Raw genomic sequence first — 21,404 nt, forward strand, 5'->3', positions numbered from 1 at the left:
AAGACTTTACAATGAACAATATAACTTATTTTAAAGATCAGTTTGAACAGCTGCAGGAAGCAAATCCGAATGACACAATTGCCGATTTGAGGCAGAATGGATTTGATGCATTCACTAAAGATGGCGTTCCAACATATCGCGATGAAGACTGGAAATATACAAACGTAAGTAGCCTGTTCGACAAAGAATATCTAATAGCAGAAAACTCCACAATTACTTTGGCGGATGTGAACACTATCAGATTACCGGGCTACAAACAAGCAAATGAGCTAGTGTTTGTAAATGGACGCTTTATAGCTAACCTTTCTACCATCCGTTCCGGCACCACAGACCTTGTAGTATTGCCCCTTGAAGAAGCTGCTAAGGGAGAATATAAAGAAATAGTCGCTGCACACTTAAACCAAAGCAGTAATTACTTAAACGATGGCATTCATGCCTTAAATACTTCTTTTATCAATGGTGGTGTTTTCGTTCATGTCTTAAAGGGCAAAGAACCAGAACATCCTGTCTATTGCTATCATATTTTAGATGCGAGGCAAAATCCGGCCCTTGCGCAACCGAGGAGTCTGGTCTTGGCTGACGAAAATAGCAGACTACAAATAACCGAAAGCTATACTACGCTTGGTGCGTCAGACAGTTTTAACAACCAGGTAATGGAAGTAGTAGTTAAAGAGAATGCATATGTAGAGTATTATAAGATTCAAAATGATACCGCAAATGCCAGCCAGGTAAACAGCACTCATATCAGACAAATTGGACGAAGCTATGTACACACGGTAACCATTACACTAAACGGAGGCATAGTACGTAACAATATGAATCTGGTGCTTGATGCCGCTGGTAATGAAACCCATCTTTATGGTTTGTACCTGTTAAAAGGCAAAAGCCATGCTGATAACCATACACTGATAGACAATTTAAAACCAAATTGCTTTAGCAATCAATTATACAAAGGAATTGCTGACGATACCTCTACGGCCGTTTTTAATGGCCGCATTATGGTTCAACCCAATGCACAAAAAACCAATGCTTACCAGAGCAACAAGAACATCCTGCTATCAGAGAATGCAACCATAAATACAAAACCGCAGCTAGAGATTTTTGCAGATGACGTTAAATGCTCACATGGTTGCACCATAGGTCAGCTAGATGAAGAAGCAATGTTTTATCTGAGGGCAAGGGGCATTCCAAAAGAAAGCGCTGAAGTGCTTTTACTACAAGCTTTTGCTGCTGATATCGTTGACCAGATCAAGCCGGAACCTTTACGTTCTTACGTATCTAAACTTATCTATGAACATTTAGCAATTCAATAACATGGCCATTTTAGATCTCAGACAGCAGTTCCCAATACTTAACCGCATGGTTAAGGGCAAACCTTTGGTGTATTTTGACAATGCTGCCACTTCTCAAAAACCGCAAGTGGTTATTGATGCGCTTACACATTATTACACGCATTACAATGCCAACATACACAGAGGGATCCATACCCTTGCAGAAGAAGCCACTATGGCTTATGAGGCTACCCGTCGTACTGCACAAGAGTTTATAGGTGCAGTATCTGAAGAAGAAATCATCTTTACAAGAGGCACTACAGAAGGGATTAACCTGGTTGCATATACCTGGGGCCGGCAAAACATAGGAACGGGCGATGAGATTATTATTTCTGGCATGGAGCACCATTCTAACATCGTTCCATGGCAAATACTTTGCGAAGAAAAAGGTGCTGTTTTAAAAGTTATTCCTGTTAACGATAATGGCGAGCTTGTAATGGATACCTACAAAGCTTTGCTTAACAGCAAAACCAAGTTGGTTTCTGTTGTTCATGTTTCAAACTCATTAGGTACAGTTAACCCGATTAAAGAGATCATTGAAGCAGCGCATCAGGTTGGTGCTAAAGTATTGATAGATGGTGCACAGTCAGCTGTACATCTTGATATCAATGTACATGAAATGGATTGCGATTTTTTCGCTTTCTCTGGTCATAAAGTATATGGGCCAACAGGTGTTGGTGTGCTTTACGGTAAGAAAGAGTTACTCGAAAGCATGCCTGTTTTTCAAGGTGGCGGCGAGATGATCAAGGAAGTTACCTTCGAAAAAACTACCTATAATGATCTGCCTTATAAATATGAAGCAGGTACACCAAACATAGCCGATACCATTGCATTAAAAGCAGCACTAGATTTTATTAAAGAAACCGGAAAAGCTACTATAAGAGCCCATGAAGAAGAATTACTTGCTTATGCTACAGCTCAATTCCAAGCCATTCCGGGTCTTAAAATTATTGGCAATGCCAAAGAAAAGGTAAGCCTGATCTCTTTTATTATTAAAGGTGTACACCCTCAGGATGTTGGCGTTTTGCTGGACAATCAAGGAATTGCAGTTAGAACAGGACATCATTGCACACAGCCGTTAATGGCACGCTTTGGCATTCCGGGCACTATAAGAGCATCCTTTGCCCTTTACAACCAAAAAGAAGAAATAGATGCACTGATTACAGGTTTGCATAAAACCATAAAAATGCTTTCATAATGAATATTAAGCCGATACATGAAATAGAAAAAGAGATAATTGAGGACTTTGCATTGTTTGATTCATGGGAAGACAAGTACGAGTACATTATTGATATGGGCAAAAAGTTGCCTGTTCTGGAGGATGAGCATAAGCTTGATGAAAACAAAATAAAGGGATGCCAGAGTACCGTGTGGCTGGTGGCCTCCTATAATGATGGCCGTGTATTTTTTAAGGCCGATAGTGATGCAATAATTGTAAAAGGTTTGATCAGTATGCTTATAAAGGTACTATCTGGCCATACCCCTACTGAAATTATTGACGCCCGATTGGATTTTATAAGAGAGATCGGCATGATGACCCATTTGGCACAGACCCGTTCTAACGGTTTACTGTCAATGATAAAACAAATGAAAAATTACGCTATCGCTTTTCAGGCGATTAACAGTCAAAAAACTGATCATAAATAAATTAAAAGGTCATGGATAAAGAAGAATTAAAGCAGAAAGTGATTGATTGTTTACAAACCATTTACGATCCTGAAATTCCTGTAAGTATTTATGAACTGGGGCTTATCTATGAAACAGAGATATTGCCTCCGCTAAACAACGTGCAGATTGTGATGACGCTTACCGCTCCCGGATGCCCTGCTGCACAATCTATCCCTTTAGAAGTAGAGCAAAAGGTAAAAGAAATTGAAGGTGTAAATGAGGTTACTGTAATTGTAACCTGGGAACCTGCCTGGAACAGAGACATGATGTCGGAAACAGCACGGCTCGAATTAGGAATGATGTAATAATAAGAACAATGAAAATTACTGCTCAGGAAGAATATGGCTTAAGGATACTACTCCACATAGCCCGACATGGTGATAAAGAAGGAGCAAGCATTCCTATGATTAGCGATGCAGAGGGACTTTCTGCTGCCTATGTGGCCAAGCTTACCCGTACGCTTCGTCTTGCGGGTTACATAAACAGTACACCAGGTAATAAGGGGGGGTATATTTTAGCTAAGCCTGCCGAAGACATAAACATTAATCAGGTGATGAAGGTGCTTGGCGGTTCTCTATACAGCAATAAGTTCTGTGAGGACTACTCCGGATCATTAAAACTATGCACCAACTCTGTAGATTGTTCTGTGCGTTCTTTATGGCAAATGATCCAGTTATCTGTTGATCAGTTATTGGATCATATTTCACTTAAAGAATTGATTAGTACAGAGCAGGAATCTAACCTTCAGATCATCAACAAAATAAATGCCCTAAGAACGGCTAAACTATAATTTAGCATCTTGCTATAGTATTTGAATAACTTTTTTTCATTTTCTCAGGAGATTTTCCCTTTTCCTTTGTTATAGTTAAAACACTAATTCAACTTATTATGAAAAAGATACTACTGTTTGCGGTTTGCTTGCTTATTTCTGGCTTATCCTACGCTCAGGATATAACCGTTAGTGAGGTTCCTCCTGCTGTATTAAACGCTTTTAACAAGTCGTTTCCAAAAGCTACAAGAGTAGAATGGGAAAGAAAAGGCGACTTATATAATGTCGAATTTGACATAGCCAGAAGAGATCATGAACTTTGGTTAACCAGTAAAGGAGGCATTGTTAAACATAAAAAAGAACTTCGTTCCTCAGAATTACCGGCAGCGGTGTTGAATACCCTTAAACAAAACTATAAAGGATTCAGAATTGATGATGTAGATCGTTATGAAGAGGGTAAAAAATTCTTTTATAAAATTGAATTGAAGAAATTACTCGAGGAACAAAAAGTTATTGTTGACCAGAATGGTAAAATATCAAACAAGATATATTAGATGACGGCAGCTTTAAAAGCATGCCGTCATCGGTAATTTATTTAAGCCCTAAAGGTTCTTCATACTAATTGCCTTTAAGCGGGCAGAAGGCTCTGTAAATACAAAATAAACATTGTATTTACCTTTAAGCACCTCAATATCAGCAATGGTATTTAAACTGCCGTTTTCTTTCGAAGATGATTGCCCGATAAGTTTTCCTTCCGGTGAATCGATGCGAATCTCAATTTTACCTGCCGACACATTGTCTGCACCAATAAATTCAATCTTCTTAATATCCGTTAAATCAACTTTATTTAGTTGCAGATAAGCACCTTTGCTCTTAGCCGTCGCAACAGACTTGTTGTCGTTAAAGCTAATCTCATTAGCGTTATCCGTATTGTTAACAAGCACAAAAGGATGGCGCAAAACAACTATATCTTCACCAAACTGCGCTGGCGCAAGTTTAGTTCCATGATCTTTATAGGCTGCTCTAAAAATAAAGCTTCCTTTGTTAGGCTGATCTGGTTGAACATTTGTAGTGTATGATCCTGTTACCGGAAGTGATTTCTGCGTAGTTTTCTTTTCACTAAAGCTCAATACATATTTAATGATCGAGTTCACTTCATTAGTAGACATAGATGAGTGCGCTGGCATCATTGCATCACCCCATACACCCGAACCGCCGTCAATAACCTTTTTAGTAAGCTTTCCTTCTGCAGTTTTATCTCCTTTATACTTTAACGCCACTTCTGTAAATGATGGACCTAAAGATTTAGTATCCACAGCGTGACAAGCATTACAATCACTTTTCTTGATTAAAGCCTTTGCTTTAGCATATTGTGCAGAAACATCGAATTGATTCTGATTTTGCGCTACAACAGTTAAGTCATACCCCTCAGACAAGTAATTGATGGCTACAGAAACCTGGGAAGCCGGTATTCTTTTATCAGCAAGGCTTCCATCCTCCTTATCTGTAACACTAACCGCATAATTGATTATACTGGCAGGGAAATAGAAACTAGAGTTCCCTTTTGTAAAGTTAAACTTAACTACAGGGGTTGCATTTCCGGCTACCAATTCAACCGATTTACTATTTTTTGCACCATGCGGATCTGTAACAGTAAGTGTAGCTTTGTAAACACCAGCTGTTGCCAGTTGTACTTCAGGGTTAGCCGTTTTAAACGTTTGTTTTAACATTCCGCCTTTGGTAATTTTCCATTCGTACTTTAATACATCACCATCACTATCAGTTGTACCTGCCGAAGATAATTTTACTTTTAAAGGCAAAGCACCGGCAGTTTTATTTGCAGTTGCCTGTACCTGAGGTTTGCGGTTACCGCCATTAAACTCAATTTTGATTAACTCAGCTTCCGGATTATCTTTAAAGTATCCGTTTCCATATTCAAGCACATATAAACTACCATCAGGGCCAAATTTCATATCAATCGGACCTCTTAAAGTAAGCTCAGGCAAGAAACGCTCCATAGATTTATACATGCCATTTTCATCAAAAGTTACCGCTAATATCCAGCCACGTACCCAGTCGGTAATTAACCATTTACCTTCATAATATGCAGGAAACAAATATTTAGCATTGGCAAAATCAGACTTGTGAAATACCGGACCACCAACTGCACTTCTGCCACCACTACCCATCACCGGAAACTCTTCACTGGCCGCATAAGGATACCAGATCATGGCTGATACCGCAGGAGGTAATTCTTTTAATCCCGTATTATTTGGGGAATTATTTATTGGTTTTTGTACATCGTACAACTCTCCCGATTTCTTAGTCGCAAAATCATAATAACGATATGCCTGGTTATTCCCTATAAAATAAGGCCAGCCATAGTTACCCGACTTTTTAGCCACATTAAATTCATCATAGGATCTTGGACCTCTAGATTCTGAAGAGTTTGAACCATCCGGACCAACTTCACCCCAGTATAACCAACCAGTATGACTATCTATAGTTAACCTCCAGGGGTTTCTATTACCCATGGTATAAATTTCAGGGCGGGTATTTGCTGTCCCCTTAGGAAACAGGTTGCCTTCTGGAATGGTATATGTACCATTTGGTTCAGGATGGATACGCAAAATTTTACCTCTTAAATCGTTAGTATTACCAGACGATTTTTGAGCATCACGCGGAGCCTCTCCCGGACGTTCGTCGATAGGTGTAAAACCATCCGAAGATCTTGAAAAGGTATTATCACCAGTACTTAAGTACAAGTTTTTATCCTTATCGAATAACATACCGCCCCCTACGTGGCAGCATTCTTCACGTTGAACCACCACGTCTAATACTTTCTTTTCAGTAGTCATGTTCAGTTTACCGCCAGCCCATGTAAATCTGGAAAGCCTGTTTACCGATACATCTTTTGGAGAATAGTAGATGTAAATCCATTTGTTTTTAGCATAATCAGGGTCAAGGATAACCCCCTGCAGCCCGTCTTCACCTTCGGAACGCTCACCTTTTTTGCTTACGTACTCCCTGCTAACAGCAAAATCTGCTATTACATCCATTTTATTAGTTGCAGGATCGTATATTTTTAATTTCCCTTTACGCTCTGCATACAAAACCTTTCCTCCATCCAGAATTTGGAATTGCATAGGTTCTTCTAATTTTTGTTGAAGCACAACTTTGGTAAACCTGTTATCGTCAGGTTTTTCCGGCGATTGCGCCTTTACTATATATGAAGAAACCAATAACAGCGACAATGCTGTTATTGGTTTCAATAATGATAATTTTATCATGTTTGGGGTTAATTACAATTTAGATACAAGGTTACGGAAGTTAACTACACTAGCAGCTACATCAGCGCTGTTGCTTTCCCAGTTGTATTCATATTCAGCTGAGATAGCTCCTTTAAAGTTTTGTCTTTTTAACTCTGCGATAACTGCAGGGATGTTAGAAACACCTTCTCCCCAATGCACGTCATGTCCGCCTTTACCTTTTTCATGAAGATCTTTCATGTGCGAGTGTAATACGTGTCCGTCAAGTTTTTTCAAGCACTCAACAGGATCTAATCCTGAACGTACCCAGTGGCCTATATCAGCGCAAGCGCCTAAGCGTTTGCTTTTCCCTTTAATCGCATTTAACACGATATCAGGATTCCAATAATGAGATGGGTTTGGGTGATTGTGAATAGCAACATTGATCTGATATTTATCGCATAGATCAGATACCAACTGCAAATCTTTCTCATTAGGTTCTGAAGTAATGGTATGAATGCCCATGGCTTTGCAGAATTCGAATAATTTAATCCATTCAGCTTCGCTGTTAGCGCCTGTTACACCAAATGCTACAACTTTTACGTTGTTTTCTTTAAGCTTTGCTAAAACAGCTTGTCTTTTCGCGTCATCCATATCAGGTCCCATTGTTCCTTCTATACCGCCACCTATTTTTTGACCTGGGAAAGCCTCTACATATCTTAAGTTACAGCTGTCGATCTTTTTAATTGCCTCAGCAAATGTGAATAATCTGAAAGTATAAGCTTGAGAACCAAGTTCCCAGCCCAATTTTACTTCCGGATTTTTAGCAGAAGCATTAGATGCTCCTGTCTTTACACTTTTACAGGCAGCAAGACAAGCCAATAAAACAACAGCAAATTGTAGTTTTAAAGCAAATCTATTTTTTAATAAATTCATGTTTGGTTAATTAAAGTTTGAAAATTATCTAGGTTACATTTGTTATTCTATCTCTCCAAAATCTTATTCTGTAAAAAGACGCCAACAATATAGTTATTCTTGAAGTTTTTCCTTTTACTAATGAATCGAAATATTTTGGTTACTAAAAATCGTCTTTTAAATAAGCCGTAAGAATGGACTTAATAAGTTAAATCATGGATAATATGATCAGACAGTCTTACTCCTCTCTATTTCAAACTCCGTATCAACACCCAAAGCACTTCTGTTTTTAGAGGCGGCAACAGCAAGTTCATCGCAGCGTTCATTTTCGGGATGGTTATTATGCCCCTTTATCCAAACGAATTTAACATGGTGTAGCTTATAAACGTTAAGAAAACGCATCCAAAGGTCTTTATTCTTTTTGCCTTTAAATCCTGTTTTAACCCAACCAAATACCCACTTCTTTTCTACAGAATCAATCACGTATTTGGAATCTGAGAATATGGTAATTTCTTGTCCTGGATTTTTTAGTGCATTTAAGCCTACTATAACTGCCAGCAATTCCATTCTGTTGTTCGTAGTTAAACGGAATCCCGCACTCAGTTCCTTATAGTGAGACCCTGAGCGTAAAATCACTCCGTATCCACCTGGCCCTGGGTTGCCGCTAGCTGCTCCATCGGTATAAAGTTCAATCATATGTTAGGCAAATCTAGCTTTTTAAGCCATAAAAGCAATTTTTAGGGTACTTTTTATATTTCCACCAGAATTTAATCCACTGAGATTTAATCGATTAAAAAAAAGATCCGATCTAACTGAAAAAAGATTTGAATAAAATATTTTAAATCGTACTTTTGTAGCGTTGAAAAACACATGGTGGTTTTAGCTCAGTTGGTTAGAGCATCGGTTTGTGGTACCGAGGGTCGTGGGTTCGAGCCCCATATTCCACCCCAAGTTTTTGAAAAGCAGTCTGAAAAGACTGCTTTTTTTGTATACAGGGTATTTTGGTATGTCAAAAAGGGACAGTTTAATAGAAGATCCTTGGTTTAGATCGCGATCATTCTCCAGCGTCTTTAATAATCTGTGTAGTTAACCAATCAGAAATCCGAAAATTAGTTTGTTGTATTTTGACAGTGTATGGTTTAACTGCTGGAATGATACCGTTAAGTTTTGCGTTAAGTATAACACCAACGGTTCCGGTGATGTTAAGTTCAAGCTTTTTAGCAAATCTCCTAGCTCCTGCATCATCTATAATGAGTAGGTCAGCATGGATTTCTGATGCAAGCGCCATCGCACTGGCCTCACCTATATCCACAGTTTCAGCATAATTATATAATAAATCACGATTCTGCACGGCTTTTACATCAACCCAATTAGGTATAGTCTTTTACCAAATTCAGCAGCTATCTCAGGAGTTGTTATTACTTGTTTGTACAAGGATTGGAGCAAATGCATACCATCTATTTTGTCCAGCGTAATGAAACAGCTGGCATCGGTAATGACAATTTTATCCTGTATGAGCATGCCTAAATGTTTCAAGATCTTCAGCTGCACTTTCGTCCAGGTAGTGCACGTCGTATTTGATTAAGATTTCAGCAAAATCCCATTTTTTCATTTGGCACATTTCAGCGGCTTGTCTTAAAGTAAGCTTACCTGCTTCATATAGCTTGGCTGCAATAAGGCGTGTTGTTTCATCATGCTCTCTCTCAAGGGCATCAGGAACTTGTATGGTCATTGTAGTCATGATATAAAGATACGTATTATTAAAATTTAAAACAAAATGGGTGCTGATGATAGAATGGATTTTGATATATTACAAAGGGTAATTATTCTACTTTTGTTTAATTTGCTATCTCAGAATTTCAACAGTGGACAATCTACTATTATACAGGTCTTTATTTAAAGGGCGCGAAGATGTTTATGCTATTCATTGGTCAAAAGGAACTAAAAGTGGTTACATGCCTGCTAAATTGTATGATCCTTATATCAGCAAGGTTTATAAAAAAAGTACAAACCCCAATAATTCAGAGACCGCAAATTATCTTCCTTTGACTGACGATCAGATTCAAAGACATCTTGAAGGTAGACAGCTAACAGGATTGTATCCACTTTTACAAGACAATACGTCTTGGTTGATAGCGGCAGATTTTGATAAAAAAAGTTGGTTGGAAGATTGTAGAAGTTTCATTACTATATGTGCAAGCTACAATATCCCTGCTTACCTGGAACGTTCGCGCAGTGGTAAAGGTGGGCATGTTTGGATATTTTTTAATCAACCATATCCGGCTTTTAAGAGCAGAATAATTGTACTTACTTTATTAGAGAGAGCAGGGATAGTCTCTACTTTTGACAAAAACTCTAGTTTTGACAGATTATTCCCCAATCAAGATAAACATTCAGGTAAAGGATTTGGAAATCTGATTGCCTTACCTTTGTATAAACCTACATTGGAACTTGGGAACAGTTGCTTCATTGAGTCAGAAACAGCTCTCCCTTATAGAAATCAATGGGAGTTTTTAAGCAGCATTCGCCGAATTTCTATCAATGACTTAGACCAAATATTTCTTTCGTTGACCAGTTCTAAAAGTTTAAACGTTATTGAACCAGGTAAGCTTGTAATTAAGTTGTCAAATACTATTGAAATCAATCGAAATGGAATAAGTACTGCCTTGGCATCTTTTCTGAAGGATGAACTTAATTTTTTCAATCCAGACTTTATCATTAAAAAGAATCTATTTAAAAAAGGAAATCTTTTAGGTAAGAATGTTGAAATGTTCCAGCTTAGCGCCGGTGATGCTAACCAGACATTATATGAGTCGGGAGAAGAATTATTAAAGGATGTATTGATTAGAGGTAATTATCGGCACAAAATACAGCTAAGATATTTATCAGACTTACATCTTGGAAATGTATTGAAAATAAGATTTGTGTTAAGTCCGTTTGCTTTTGTTTTTCTTCTAACTGGAAAAGAGCAATATCATATTGTAATGGAGACACTGGATACGGATGAGGCTACTTATATATGGCATACCTCAAAAGAAGTTTCGGAGCTCAAAAATGCGCTTCATAATGTTGATAAAGATCTTAATAAGATTCGAAATGACGGGAGATTTGCATTTTTACAATCAGTACCGATAAATTTCAGCCGCGTTTTTACATGATTATTCGGATGAACGAAATGGATTTGTGATCTGGAAAGATGATTTAGAGCAATATCTGACTTAATTAAAATATTTCGTCACTACTAGGGATGTTACAACATCCCTAGTAGTGACGAATTTCAGACGATATAAAATCATTTTCGTGGACTAAAATAGTTTAACTTTTTAGCAGCTTTCCAAGCTCGTCCATTTCATCCATTTTTCTTTATAAATCGGCTAATCGCTTCAAATCAGCAATAAAACGGGATGAAATTTGTCCCATAAATGACCCTTTATGGGACGAGGACTTTAAAACAGATTTTCGTCTTTTTTTTACTTGTAACTCTTTGTTTTTCAAATAAATAAGATCAGCCGTTTTGTTCATGGAAGTGGTTCGATACAGGGCTCCATCAAAGGTCAATTTTTCCGGATATAGCATCCCTAGTAGATATCTTTTACCCTCTATCCGATTATGCTCGCATTTGCTGACAAAGCCATCCGGATTTTCTGGATGGCTTTTTTTGTTTGATTTCTTCCAATGGCAGGGCCTAAAACATGAATTTAAAATAAATTTGTGTAACCAAGTGGTTTCTTTTATATTTGTAACCAAATGGTATCAGATTATGGAAATGAGAAGAGATGTTTTTCAGGCAATTGCAGACCCGACGCGCCGGGAAATTATTGGTTTGCTCAGTGAGCGTTCCTTAAACCTGAATGCTGTGGCCGGTCATTTTCAGGTGAGCAGGCCTGCAATTTCCAAGCACATTAGGATTCTGACCGAGTGTGGGCTGATCATGGTGTCGCAAAAAGGAAGGGAGCGTTTTTGCAGCGCGGATATGCGTAAGCTGAAGGAAGTAGACCTGTGGCTGAGCCATTATAGGAAATTCTGGAACAGGAAGCTGGATGCCCTCGGGGAATTTCTGGAAAGGGATAATGCGGAAGATTCAGTCTTAAAGAATAAAAATCAACCAAAAAAATAACAGCTATGGAAACTAAACCACTGATTGTAGAACGTGTTTACAATGCCCCTATTGAGAAAGTCTGGAAGGCGATAACCGACCGGGACCAGATGAAAGCATGGTATTTCGACTTCGAAGAATTTAAACCCGAAGTGGGTTTCAAGTTTCAGTTTACCGGCGGGGATGAAAATGTGCAATACCTGCACGAATGCGAGGTCCTGGTGGTGGATCCCCCGCATAAACTGAGCTATTCCTGGAGGTATCCGGATTATAAGGGTTATTCGGTTTTAACCTGGGAGCTGTTTGAAGAAGGCAAACACAGAACCCGGCTGAAACTCACGCATGACGGTTTGGACAGCTTCCCTCAGGATAATTCGAACTTCAGAATAGAAAGCTTTACAGGGGGCTGGAATTATTTTGTCAACGAAGGCCTGGTTTCATTTGTGGAAACAGAAGTGATCAGCAAGCAGATCACCATTTCGGCTGCGGCGGAAGCTATCTGGGATATTTTACTGCATCCTGCAGACCAGTGGGGCAAGGCTTTTGGTGAGGGCTCGTTTGTAAAGACGGACTGGCAAACTGGCTCTGAAGTGATCTGGACGGACGCCAGTGGGGACATTGGCGCCAGGGGTATGGTCAAAGCGCATCGGCCGCAGGAGTATTTACAGGTAGATATGTACGATGAACTTAACCCGGCCGCTGATGCACAGACCGGAGAATATTCGGAGGTATACCGGTTAGTAAAAGCTGAAAGCGGGGCCTATGAACTAAGAATCGAATCGGGGCCGCTGGCAAAAAAATATATCCCTCAGCATGAAAAAATGTGGGACCAGGCCTTAGAGATCATTAAGGATTTATCGGAAAAACGGTAATCCACCATCTGGCTGAACTATGTCCTGGTGGAAGAACAATATGCTCATTCGAAAACCCACTAACCTCGTTTTTGAAGCTTTCATCAATCCGGAGATCACCAAACATTTCTGGTTCACTAAAGGCAGTGGCCGGCTTAGCTCGGGTGCCAGGGTGACCTGGGAATGGGGAATGTATAATGTCTCTACCCCGGTGCAGGTGGTGGAAATTATTAAAAATGTAAAGATCGTTATTGACTGGAACGACCCTGCGACCCGGGTGGAGTTTAACTTTAAGGCGATTGACGCCGATTCGACTTATCTGGAGATTAGCCAGTATGGTCTGCATTCCAAGGGTGAAGCACTTCTGGCTGAAATTAAATGGGAGCAAAAGTGGCGGTGGTCGATGTACTGCAAATCACGGATTGGCGCTACTTTATTAATCTATTTTGAATAGCTTATAAATTCCTTTTGTAATTCTAAAATTTCTAAAAACTGTCCATTTCAAGCAAACAGTCGGACATATAAAAGGGTTTAGTTTTATCACTACTAGCGATGTTTTGGATATCCCTAGTAGTGATAAATTTCAATTTACATTCAGATCATTTTCGTGGACGGGAATTATTGGCTTTCATCCGTTTTCCAAGCTCATCAAATTCATCAATATTTCTTTGCAAATCGGCCAACCGCTTTAAATCAGCCACAAACCGAGAATTTATCGGCACCATCAGCCACCCCAGTTTTGAAAGCAGTCTGAAAAGACTGCTTTTTTTGTTTAAGGGTTCGAGTCCCTTCTTCCGCACACTATCTATGGGTTGGATCGGTATCTTTTATAATCATCAAAACATCATGTATATAATCTTTGCATGATTAAGTTGTCATGTATAAAAAATTAAATTATCTTTACATGATAAGAGTCTCATATATAAAAACTTTGTATGAAGAAATTGGCCAAATTGAGAAGTGATGTACCTTTTAATGAATTGCCTCCGCTGCCCCCTGATCAAATTAAAGTGGAGACAATTCCTGTTTTAAGGCAAGTCGTCCAATCTTCAATAGCCCTTTCCGAATTAAAAGGACTAGCCTATACACTCCCTAATCCTTCTATACTTCTGAATGCTGTAATACTCAAAGAAGCTCGCATGAGTTCTGAAATTGAGAATGTAATTACAACTCATGATAGGCTCTATCAAGCATTGTCTGCAAGTGGCTCACAAATAGATCATGCTACCAAGGAAGTTTTACGCTATAGGGAAGCTATGCTCGCCGGGTTTAAAATGATCGTTCAAAAGGGATTTTTGAATACAAACGGAGTATTGGCTATACAGGAAATACTGGAAGAGAATAAAGCAGGACTTAGAAGATTGCCTGGAACCTCATTAAAAAATGCTGTTACTGGTGAAGTCATTTACACTCCGCCGGATGATTATGATACAATCCTTGCGTTAATGAAAAACTTAGAGGAGTATATAAATGAACCCGATGTACTTTCTCCATTGATTAAGTTGGCAGTTCAACATTACCAGTTTGAAAGCATACACCCATTTTATGATGGTAACGGCAGGATCGGAAGAATTATTAATGTTCTTTATTTGTGCCTGAATGAGCTTTTAGACAGTCCCGTACTTTATTTAAGTGATTATATCATAAAACATAAACCTGATTATTATAGATTACTTGGAGAAGTGAAGACAAAGGACAATTGGGAAGAGTGGATATTATTTATTCTAAAAGCCATAGAAGAAATTTCTAAACAAACCACTGATCAAATTAAGTCAATCAATCAGCTCTTTTTGAAATTACAAAATGGAATAAAAGAGAAGGCGCCCAAGCTTTACAATAAAGAACTATTAGAGTTGTTATTTGAGCAACCATACTGTAAAATAGAATTTGTTATTGATCGACTTAACGTTTCAAGGATAACAGCTTCCAAATACCTTAACGGATTAGAAAAGATCGGAATATTGCATTCTAAAAAAGTCTGGAAGGAAACTATATATATCAATATAGAGCTATTTGAACTTTTGAAAAAATAAACTATTAGAGATTTTGAACTTCTCTAGTAGTGATAAATGTAAGGCCAGCTCAAAATCATTTTCGTGGACAAAAATAGCTTAGGATTTTAACAGCTTTCCAAGCTCGTCCATTTCATCCATTTTTCTTTTTAAATCTGCCAACCGCTTCAAATCAGCCACAAACCGGGATGAAATTTGTACCATAAACAACCCAGATAGTTTTAAACCCCTTTAATTTACTTTAAAGGGTTTTTTTATGCCCAAAAGGGGATCAACCCCAAAACTTGCCTGTTAGCAATCAGCCAGTTACATTGCCACAGGTAAGACATATCGAATGTGAACCTCTGTCATCCACCTTCACATCCACAATTGATAACCACAACGCAATCACTATATGACTACTTTTCGCACACTTGCGTGTGTATATCACTTAACGTGGTTATAGTTAGAACAAGTTTTTTGATTCTATTAGGCTTTTTTATAAGTGAGGTGAAAGTCGTGCTCCCAGTTTTTAGCATCTACGGACTTCTCCCAGTATCCCGAGATGATGTTTTTATCTTTGTTGATCTCACCTGTAAAGCGTTGTATAAATTGGGGTCCATTGCGCCATATCTTCCATATTCTATTTTCAAAACTCATTTCATATACCCGAGAAGATTGCTGATCATCTATGTAAAATACGGTGTAGTTCTGTGCATCTTTATCATGACCAATAAACCATATCGCCCACGGCGTTTCCATATTTTTTGTACCCTGCCTCAAAATTAAAAATTCACCTTCTTCAAACCATTCAAAGGATGCTCTTGCCGTAATAATTGCATTGGCATCCGGTAAGAAAGATGCATTTGATATTTCCATTTCCCATGTGCCAATAAATTGCTTTAACTCTTGTAATGCCGGATTGATATTGTTTTTCATTGGAAGATAAGTTGATAATTATGTTTATAGTTACTATTCTTTATTGATTTTTTTTTTCAAAGATTCGCTCAACTAAGTTGATCTGATTGATCTATAATACAAAGATGGGAACTAATATAGCGTCAAGTGATGTGCAAAAGCGACTATCTTAGGGGGTTATCACGTCAAAATTATCTATAGGCAACTTTTTAATTTGGTTTATAACTCAAATTCGGAAATTCAGCCAGAGTATATCTCAATTCTGAAGGAGAATTTATAACTTGATGCATTAAGAAACTGAACAACCTTAAATACCAGTCATGCATACCATTTTACCTTTCTTTTTGGCCATGATAGCCGCTATTGTATTATTGAATATGTGGGCTAATAAACTAAAGATCGCATATCCTATACTATTGGTGGTAGCAGGGCTGCTGATAAGCTTTATACCAGGATTGCCTGTAGTGAGAATTAATCCAGACCTTATCTTTTTCATATTTCTTCCACCACTACTTTGGGAGGCAGCCTGGTCCATCTCGTTCAAAGAGATGAAAAAATGGTGGCGCATTATTGGCAGCTTTGCATTTCTGGTGGTGTTTTTTACAGCACTTTCGGTAGCATTAATCACTAATCATCTTATTCCGGGCTTTACTATTGCGCTGGGTTTTTTATTAGGTGGCATTGTATCACCACCCGATGCAGTAAGTACAGGAGCCATTACAAAATTTGTAAAAATCCCAAAGTCTACTTCTGCTATTTTAGAAGGAGAAAGCCTGTTAAATGACGCCTCTTCGCTTATTATCTTCCGCTTTGCGCTGGTTGCGGTAGGTACGGGTCAATTCATCTGGCAAGAGGCAGCACTAAGCTTTCTGTGGATGGTGATCGGCGGTGTTGGGATTGGCCTGTCATTGGGCTGGTTATTCGTGCAGGCACATAAACGTTTACCTACTGATGCACCTTCCGACATAGTCTTTACACTTATTGAACCCTATTTTATATACTGGATTGCGGAACAAGTCCACAGCTCTGGTGTAATGGCTGTTGTAAGCGGAGGTCTGTTCATGTCGACCAGAAGAATGATCTTTTTAAACAGTTCCAGCCGTATTAAGGGGTATAGCGTATGGGAGAGCTTTGTGTTCATTTTGAATGGTATTGTTTTTCTGATCATTGGCCTGGAACTTCCCGAAATCGTAGATGGTCTGCATTCAAAAGGCATTCCTTTACGCACTGCCATTGGCTACGGATTGCTGGTAACCGGAATATTGGTCGCTGCACGAATATTAAGCTCCTATGCCGCGTTGGTAGCCACAATTATTTTTCGTCCAAGCGTAAGACCTCACGCATCTTCGGTAAGAAGACGTTGGCTGATGCCATTGTTGCTGGGCTGGACAGGAATGCGGGGTGTAGTTTCACTGGCTGCTGCTTTAGCTATTCCCGTAGCACAAGATAATGGTGCAGAATTTCCATATAGAAACCTGATCTTGTTCATCACTTTTGTAGTGATATTACTTACGCTTCTGGTACAAGGGCTTACCCTCCCATATTTTATAAGCCGCACCAATCTTTTCGGTTCAATATTTAATGAAGAAGGGGAAGAATTGGCCAGAAAAACAATGAAACACGGACTAAAGCAACATGTATATCAATTCCTTAAAGATAAATACGACAACGAACTAATTGGCCACGCCGGTATGGAGAAATTCCTTAAACAATGGGAAGAAAGAGCAAAGTCTGCAGATGATAGCTGGATGAACGAAAAGATGAAAGTAATTTTTGTAGAAGTACTCGAAAGCCAACGTCAGTACCTTGTCGAACTCAATAAAGACCCCAAGGTTGATGAAGAAATCATTCGTCAGCAATTGTATCAAATTGATTTAGAAGAAGAGCGATTGAAAATAATATAGTATAGGATCAGACAGATCAATCTCAAAATGAGCTTTACCTTTGGAGTGCTTGTTCAATCTTTACTTCCCCAGAAGGTCGCTTCACCGCTCCCCTTCCATTAGGAATGCCAAACACAGGATTTCCATCCTTTCCAAAAGTAAATCGCTGCAGATATACCTCTCTGTTATCCCAACCCCCATCCAAAGCGGCTTTGGAATGGTAATAAATCCAATATTCACTGTCATCAGGCGAAGTTGTCATACTTGCATGTCCTAATCCATGAACTGTAGAAGTACCTTGGAAAACAGGTTTTGAAGATTTTATCCACGATGAGGGGCTCAGCGGATCTTTACCTTTTGTTAAACGAAGCTGCCCTAATTTATAGTGCTCAGTCCATGAGCCTCGGGTAGAGTAAATAACAAACACATCATCATTGTGTTTTAATATTTGGGGTCCTTCCTGCAACACGATATTATCACCCTTTTCCCAGTTGAGTTCTGGCTTTGACAATAACACACGTTTTCCAAGCGTCCATGGATTTATCATTTCTGCGATATAGAGATTCTGATCTACATCATGATGGTCGTGAAGTGTTTCCCAACCAGACCAAACGGCATATTTCTTATCATTTAACTCCAGAACAGTCATGTCTATAGCCCAGCAATTGTCTTTCTTTTGATTAGGATCATCACCTGTGTACAGCCTTTCCTTATCTGTATAAGGGCCAAACGGGCTGTCGCTTTCCAGTACTCCTGCCCTTTGCGCATAATAAGGAGCTCCCTTATGCACAGAGCCTGCGTAATAAATGTACCATTTACCATCTATATGATGAATTTCCGGGGCCCAAAGATTATAGCTATTCCATTTGTCTTCTGGCGGAGTCCATACTACCTCTTTCTTTTCGAATTTTGTCAGATATCTTGATTCTGTAACGGCAAACCCACCCTTTTCATTGAAAATCGTATAGTATTTACCATCATGTTTTGTAATGTATGGGTCAGCTCCCTTACGAAGCGGATTCATAAACGTTTCAGAGACCTTACCCTTTTCGGTCTGTTGCGCGTTTAGGTTCAATGAAAATGCTGTTAGCAGAAAAACGATCGAAAAGACTTTGTTCATAGTAGAAATACTTTGGCTAAATATACAAAAAGAAGCCTCGATCATTTCACCAACTAAAAGTAACAGTATTGTTCACTTAAGAACACGTCTGTTCGCTTATGAACAGAGAAGGCAAAAAAATAATTTATAATTAATTAACAATCAACACATTAAGCTAAAATCTTAAATTGGCACATGCTTAGCTATTTACAGGAAAATGATTGGAGATGTTTTATATCAATATTAAAATTGCCTTACGAAATCTTTGGAAACACAGAGGTTATACCTTTATAAATACGGTTGGCCTGTCCATAGGTATGACTTGCGCACTGATCATATTCCTTTTTATACGACAATATCTGAGTGCCGATAATTTCCATCCAAATGCAGACAGGATTTTTAGGGTAGTTTCCCTCGGTAACGGTACAGAAGGAAAAGTCCCTATGATGGGTGTTCCTGTACCAATGGCCGGCGCATTACGCACAGACTTCCCTCAATTAGAGAAAGTTGCAAATCTTGTACAGGGTTATCATCTGGTAGAGGTTGTAGGAGAAGATAGGTCGACAAAACAATACTATAAAGAGTACGGAACTGCATTTTATACCGACCCAGCCATTTTTGATATCTTTAATTTCCCCTGGGTGTTGGGTGAACCAGCGTCATTAAATGCCCCCAATCATATCGCACTTACACAAAGTACGGCAACACAATACTTTGGCAACTGGCAAAATGCTATGGGTAAGAAGCTTAAGCTCAGCGGTGATGAAACTTTTTACGAGGTAACCGGAATCATAAAAGATCTGCCAAAAAATACTGATTTCCCTATCCATCTTGTCATCTCTTATCAAAACTTTGGAAATGCCACAAGTATGCGCTGGAACTCGGTAAACATGGGTCATAATTGCTATGTGATGGTAAAACCTAATACTGATATTAAGCAATTGCAAGTTCAGCTGGATGGGTATACCAAAAAATATTATGATGCAAAAGATCCGCTTTCGAATACACATCTCTTTCAACCCTTTTCTGACGTACATTTAGATAGCAAGTTTGGTAATTTTTCACCCAGGCGATACACCCCATTGCAGATTAATTCTTTGAGGATATTAGGATCGCTGATCTTGTTAATTGCCTGCATCAATTTTATTAACATGGCAACCGCACAGGCAATTGGCCGTTCAAAAGAGGTAGGAATCCGTAAGGTCTTAGGCAGCAATCGCAAACAACTTCTGTTTCGTTTTTTAGCCGAAACTTTTGTAATCACGTTTGTAGCTATCACAATAGCTTGTATTGCTACTGAGATTGCACTGCCAGCGGTAGGAAATTTTCTCGGTCAGCAAATTCCATTCAATATCCTTCAATACCCTGTTATCCTCGCCTTTATACTTATCCTTTGGCTGGCGGTTAGTTTCCTTGCGGGTCTGTATCCCGCCGTTTTCGTATCTGGATACAACCCAATAAATGCCCTCAAAAATAAAATCTCACAAGGAAATAAAGGGATCTGGAGTCTAAGAAGTGTCCTCTTAATTTTTCAATTTACAATAACATTGATTTTCATTATCGGAACTCTTGTAGTACTGAAACAGATCGATTACTTTAAAAATAAGTCACTTGGATTTAATAACAATGCCATTTTACAGGTGGATGTCCCGACAGACTCCATTAGCAAAACCAGGTTTGATACTTTTAAACAAAAGTTATTGCAACGTAGTGGAGTAGAAATGGTAACCTATGCCTATACGCCTCCAAGCACCTCTTCTAATAACTTTACCAGTTTCTACTTCAATAATTCTTCTCAGAAAACAGATTTCCTGCTTTGTAATAAACCGGCTGACGAGGATTACTTCAAAATATTTGGTTTGAAAATGATAGCAGGAAAACCTTTGTCCAAAAGCGATACGGTGAATGGCTATATATTAAACGAAACATTGCTGCACAAACTTCATCTTAAAGATCCTAAAGATGCGCTAGGAAAATATATCCAGCTAAACAAAAGGCCATTAGCCCAAATAATTGGAGTGGTAAAAGACTTTAACAACCTCAGTCTGCATGGAGATATCTCTCCAGTCATATTTTATACAAGTAAAGAAGAGTATGCAAGTGCATTTGTGAAGCTTAATCCTCTCCATATGCAAGAAACTGTTAAAGAAATAGGGGCAGATTTCAAATCAACTTTTCCTGATCAATTTTATGAGCCAAGCTATTATGATGAATACATTGCCAATTACTACATCGTCGAAGAAAAAACAGCTGTTTTATTGAGCTTTTTTACATCAGTGGTTATATTTATTTCTTGCTTTGGCCTGTTCGCACTCATCTCATTTGTAGCTGTTCAGCGCACCAAAGAGATGGCAATTAGAAAAGTATTGGGCGCTACTACAATTGAACTCATTAGCGTTCTCAATCAATCCTTCATGAAGATGATCGTCATAGCCAATCTTATAGCCTGGCCTTTAGCCTATATTTTGTTAAATCGCTGGCTACAGGGATTTGCCTATAAAATAGACCTGCCAATGTTACCATTCGTACTTGCGGCACTGGGTTCTATTGGAATCATTGTGCTCACTGTAGCACTAAGGACCTATAAAATGACTACTGCTAACCCGGTAGAAGCGCTAAAATATGATTAGAGTTG

Annotated in this window: 21 protein-coding genes and 1 tRNA gene; 14 read left to right on the forward strand and 8 right to left on the reverse strand. The window is 38.7% G+C overall.

What is annotated here, in order from left to right; all coding sequences use genetic code 11:
• Positions 1–11: 11 nt before the first annotated feature.
• The 6 genes from sufD to AC1DDK_RS01000 all read left to right on the forward strand — a co-directional run bounded on the left by sufD (position 12) and on the right by AC1DDK_RS01000 (position 4,322).
• Complete coding sequence (sufD, locus tag AC1DDK_RS00975) at positions 12–1,313, forward strand: Fe-S cluster assembly protein SufD (RefSeq protein ID WP_337715184.1); 1,302 nt, start codon at positions 12–14, stop codon at positions 1,311–1,313.
• 1 nt (position 1,314) lies between these two features.
• Positions 1,315–2,529, forward strand: coding sequence for a cysteine desulfurase (locus AC1DDK_RS00980; RefSeq protein ID WP_337715186.1), 1,215 nt, complete (start codon positions 1,315–1,317; stop codon positions 2,527–2,529).
• Positions 2,529–2,978 (forward strand): SufE family protein, encoded by a 450-nt coding sequence (locus AC1DDK_RS00985; protein ID WP_288882334.1) that lies wholly within the window; start codon positions 2,529–2,531, stop codon positions 2,976–2,978. The genes AC1DDK_RS00980 and AC1DDK_RS00985 overlap by 1 nt, the downstream gene beginning before the upstream one ends.
• Before the next feature lie 11 nt (positions 2,979–2,989).
• Positions 2,990–3,304 (forward strand): iron-sulfur cluster assembly protein, encoded by a 315-nt coding sequence (locus AC1DDK_RS00990; protein ID WP_337715188.1) that lies wholly within the window; start codon positions 2,990–2,992, stop codon positions 3,302–3,304.
• A gap of 11 nt (positions 3,305–3,315) precedes the next feature.
• Complete coding sequence (locus tag AC1DDK_RS00995) at positions 3,316–3,789, forward strand: RrF2 family transcriptional regulator (protein WP_172663811.1); 474 nt, start codon at positions 3,316–3,318, stop codon at positions 3,787–3,789.
• A 98-nt stretch (positions 3,790–3,887) separates the two neighbouring features.
• A complete protein-coding gene (locus AC1DDK_RS01000; protein WP_172663812.1) occupies positions 3,888–4,322 on the forward strand; it encodes a PepSY-like domain-containing protein in 435 nt (144 codons plus the stop codon).
• Positions 4,323–4,370: 48 nt separating this feature from the next.
• Here AC1DDK_RS01000 and AC1DDK_RS01005 read toward each other — a convergent pair whose 3' ends face one another.
• The 3 genes from AC1DDK_RS01005 to rnhA form a co-directional block, all read right to left on the reverse strand.
• On the reverse strand, positions 4,371–7,058 hold the full coding sequence (locus AC1DDK_RS01005) for a PQQ-dependent sugar dehydrogenase (protein ID WP_337715190.1): 2,688 nt from the start codon (positions 7,056–7,058) through the stop codon (positions 4,371–4,373).
• A gap of 12 nt (positions 7,059–7,070) precedes the next feature.
• Complete coding sequence (locus AC1DDK_RS01010) at positions 7,071–7,952, reverse strand: sugar phosphate isomerase/epimerase family protein (RefSeq protein WP_172663814.1); 882 nt, start codon at positions 7,950–7,952, stop codon at positions 7,071–7,073.
• Between the two features lie 207 nt (positions 7,953–8,159).
• Positions 8,160–8,627, reverse strand: a complete 468-nt coding sequence (gene rnhA / locus AC1DDK_RS01015) for a ribonuclease HI (RefSeq protein ID WP_172663815.1) — start codon at positions 8,625–8,627, stop codon at positions 8,160–8,162.
• A gap of 177 nt (positions 8,628–8,804) precedes the next feature.
• Between rnhA and AC1DDK_RS01020 the strand changes: the two genes are divergently transcribed.
• Positions 8,805–8,881 (forward strand) — tRNA-His (locus AC1DDK_RS01020).
• A gap of 104 nt (positions 8,882–8,985) precedes the next feature.
• Here the strand turns inward: AC1DDK_RS01020 and AC1DDK_RS01025 are convergent.
• Genes AC1DDK_RS01025 through AC1DDK_RS01035 form a run of 3 tightly spaced genes read right to left on the reverse strand, consistent with a single transcriptional unit; the run spans position 8,986 to position 9,663 of the window.
• Positions 8,986–9,309 carry a PIN domain-containing protein gene (locus AC1DDK_RS01025; RefSeq protein ID WP_477611798.1) on the reverse strand — a complete coding sequence of 108 codons (324 nt, stop codon included), beginning with the start codon at positions 9,307–9,309 and terminating at the stop codon, positions 8,986–8,988.
• Positions 9,288–9,452: a PIN domain-containing protein gene (locus AC1DDK_RS01030; protein WP_477611733.1), complete on the reverse strand. Its 165-nt coding sequence runs from the start codon at positions 9,450–9,452 to the stop codon at positions 9,288–9,290. The genes AC1DDK_RS01025 and AC1DDK_RS01030 overlap by 22 nt, the downstream gene beginning before the upstream one ends.
• Entirely contained in the window at positions 9,436–9,663 is a 228-nt protein-coding gene (locus AC1DDK_RS01035; protein ID WP_245870024.1) for a UPF0175 family protein, read from the reverse strand. Before AC1DDK_RS01035 ends, AC1DDK_RS01030 begins: the two co-directional genes overlap by 17 nt.
• A gap of 133 nt (positions 9,664–9,796) precedes the next feature.
• On the opposite strand from AC1DDK_RS01035, the gene AC1DDK_RS01040 reads away from it, so the two are divergent.
• The 5 genes from AC1DDK_RS01040 to AC1DDK_RS01060 all read left to right on the forward strand — a co-directional run bounded on the left by AC1DDK_RS01040 (position 9,797) and on the right by AC1DDK_RS01060 (position 14,911).
• Positions 9,797–11,089, forward strand: coding sequence for a TOTE conflict system archaeo-eukaryotic primase domain-containing protein (locus AC1DDK_RS01040; RefSeq protein ID WP_337715194.1), 1,293 nt, complete (start codon positions 9,797–9,799; stop codon positions 11,087–11,089).
• Positions 11,090–11,652: 563 nt separating this feature from the next.
• Positions 11,653–12,048 carry an ArsR/SmtB family transcription factor gene (locus tag AC1DDK_RS01045; RefSeq protein ID WP_477611734.1) on the forward strand — a complete coding sequence of 132 codons (396 nt, stop codon included), beginning with the start codon at positions 11,653–11,655 and terminating at the stop codon, positions 12,046–12,048.
• Between the two features lie 5 nt (positions 12,049–12,053).
• Positions 12,054–12,899 (forward strand): SRPBCC family protein, encoded by an 846-nt coding sequence (locus AC1DDK_RS01050; protein WP_172663823.1) that lies wholly within the window; start codon positions 12,054–12,056, stop codon positions 12,897–12,899.
• 19 nt (positions 12,900–12,918) lie between these two features.
• Complete coding sequence (locus AC1DDK_RS01055; protein ID WP_172663824.1) at positions 12,919–13,332, forward strand: SRPBCC domain-containing protein; 414 nt, start codon at positions 12,919–12,921, stop codon at positions 13,330–13,332.
• 481 nt (positions 13,333–13,813) lie between these two features.
• The gene (locus AC1DDK_RS01060; RefSeq protein WP_288882320.1) at positions 13,814–14,911 is read left to right on the forward strand and encodes a Fic family protein; all 1,098 of its coding nucleotides are present in this window, start codon (positions 13,814–13,816) and stop codon (positions 14,909–14,911) included.
• Between the two features lie 447 nt (positions 14,912–15,358).
• On the opposite strand, the gene AC1DDK_RS01065 is transcribed toward AC1DDK_RS01060, so the two are convergent.
• Entirely contained in the window at positions 15,359–15,808 is a 450-nt protein-coding gene (locus tag AC1DDK_RS01065) for a hypothetical protein (protein ID WP_172663826.1), read from the reverse strand.
• Positions 15,809–16,107: 299 nt separating this feature from the next.
• Here AC1DDK_RS01065 and AC1DDK_RS01070 point away from each other — a divergent pair, with 299 nt between their 5' ends.
• Complete coding sequence (locus tag AC1DDK_RS01070) at positions 16,108–17,691, forward strand: Na+/H+ antiporter (protein WP_288882319.1); 1,584 nt, start codon at positions 16,108–16,110, stop codon at positions 17,689–17,691.
• 34 nt (positions 17,692–17,725) lie between these two features.
• Here the strand turns inward: AC1DDK_RS01070 and AC1DDK_RS01075 are convergent, their stop codons facing one another.
• Positions 17,726–18,790: a glycoside hydrolase family 43 protein gene (locus AC1DDK_RS01075; RefSeq protein ID WP_172663828.1), complete on the reverse strand. Its 1,065-nt coding sequence runs from the start codon at positions 18,788–18,790 to the stop codon at positions 17,726–17,728.
• Between the two features lie 206 nt (positions 18,791–18,996).
• Here AC1DDK_RS01075 and AC1DDK_RS01080 point away from each other — a divergent pair, with 206 nt between their 5' ends.
• Complete coding sequence (locus AC1DDK_RS01080; RefSeq protein WP_337715196.1) at positions 18,997–21,399, forward strand: ABC transporter permease; 2,403 nt, start codon at positions 18,997–18,999, stop codon at positions 21,397–21,399.
• Positions 21,400–21,404 lie beyond the last annotated feature (5 nt).

The organism is Pedobacter sp. 05T44 (genome assembly GCF_056395985.1).

What these genes read in the sequence shown, in the direction of transcription:
- sufD (WP_337715184.1), top strand. Translation starts at nt 12, where the DNA reads ATGAACAATATAACTTATTTTAAAGATCAGTTTGAACAGCTGCAGGAA.
- AC1DDK_RS00980 (WP_337715186.1), top strand. Translation starts at nt 1,315, where the DNA reads ATGGCCATTTTAGATCTCAGACAGCAGTTCCCAATACTTAACCGCATG.
- AC1DDK_RS00985 (WP_288882334.1), top strand. Translation starts at nt 2,529, where the DNA reads ATGAATATTAAGCCGATACATGAAATAGAAAAAGAGATAATTGAGGAC.
- AC1DDK_RS00990 (WP_337715188.1), top strand. Translation starts at nt 2,990, where the DNA reads ATGGATAAAGAAGAATTAAAGCAGAAAGTGATTGATTGTTTACAAACC.
- AC1DDK_RS00995 (WP_172663811.1), top strand. Translation starts at nt 3,316, where the DNA reads ATGAAAATTACTGCTCAGGAAGAATATGGCTTAAGGATACTACTCCAC.
- AC1DDK_RS01000 (WP_172663812.1), top strand. Translation starts at nt 3,888, where the DNA reads ATGAAAAAGATACTACTGTTTGCGGTTTGCTTGCTTATTTCTGGCTTA.
- AC1DDK_RS01005 (WP_337715190.1), bottom strand. Translation starts at nt 7,058, where the DNA reads ATGATAAAATTATCATTATTGAAACCAATAACAGCATTGTCGCTGTTA.
- AC1DDK_RS01010 (WP_172663814.1), bottom strand. Translation starts at nt 7,952, where the DNA reads ATGAATTTATTAAAAAATAGATTTGCTTTAAAACTACAATTTGCTGTT.
- rnhA (WP_172663815.1), bottom strand. Translation starts at nt 8,627, where the DNA reads ATGATTGAACTTTATACCGATGGAGCAGCTAGCGGCAACCCAGGGCCA.
- AC1DDK_RS01030 (WP_477611733.1), bottom strand. Translation starts at nt 9,452, where the DNA reads ATGCTCATACAGGATAAAATTGTCATTACCGATGCCAGCTGTTTCATT.
- AC1DDK_RS01035 (WP_245870024.1), bottom strand. Translation starts at nt 9,663, where the DNA reads ATGACCATACAAGTTCCTGATGCCCTTGAGAGAGAGCATGATGAAACA.
- AC1DDK_RS01050 (WP_172663823.1), top strand. Translation starts at nt 12,054, where the DNA reads ATGGAAACTAAACCACTGATTGTAGAACGTGTTTACAATGCCCCTATT.
- AC1DDK_RS01055 (WP_172663824.1), top strand. Translation starts at nt 12,919, where the DNA reads ATGTCCTGGTGGAAGAACAATATGCTCATTCGAAAACCCACTAACCTC.
- AC1DDK_RS01060 (WP_288882320.1), top strand. Translation starts at nt 13,814, where the DNA reads ATGAAGAAATTGGCCAAATTGAGAAGTGATGTACCTTTTAATGAATTG.
- AC1DDK_RS01065 (WP_172663826.1), bottom strand. Translation starts at nt 15,808, where the DNA reads ATGAAAAACAATATCAATCCGGCATTACAAGAGTTAAAGCAATTTATT.
- AC1DDK_RS01070 (WP_288882319.1), top strand. Translation starts at nt 16,108, where the DNA reads ATGCATACCATTTTACCTTTCTTTTTGGCCATGATAGCCGCTATTGTA.
- AC1DDK_RS01075 (WP_172663828.1), bottom strand. Translation starts at nt 18,790, where the DNA reads ATGAACAAAGTCTTTTCGATCGTTTTTCTGCTAACAGCATTTTCATTG.
- AC1DDK_RS01080 (WP_337715196.1), top strand. Translation starts at nt 18,997, where the DNA reads ATGTTTTATATCAATATTAAAATTGCCTTACGAAATCTTTGGAAACAC.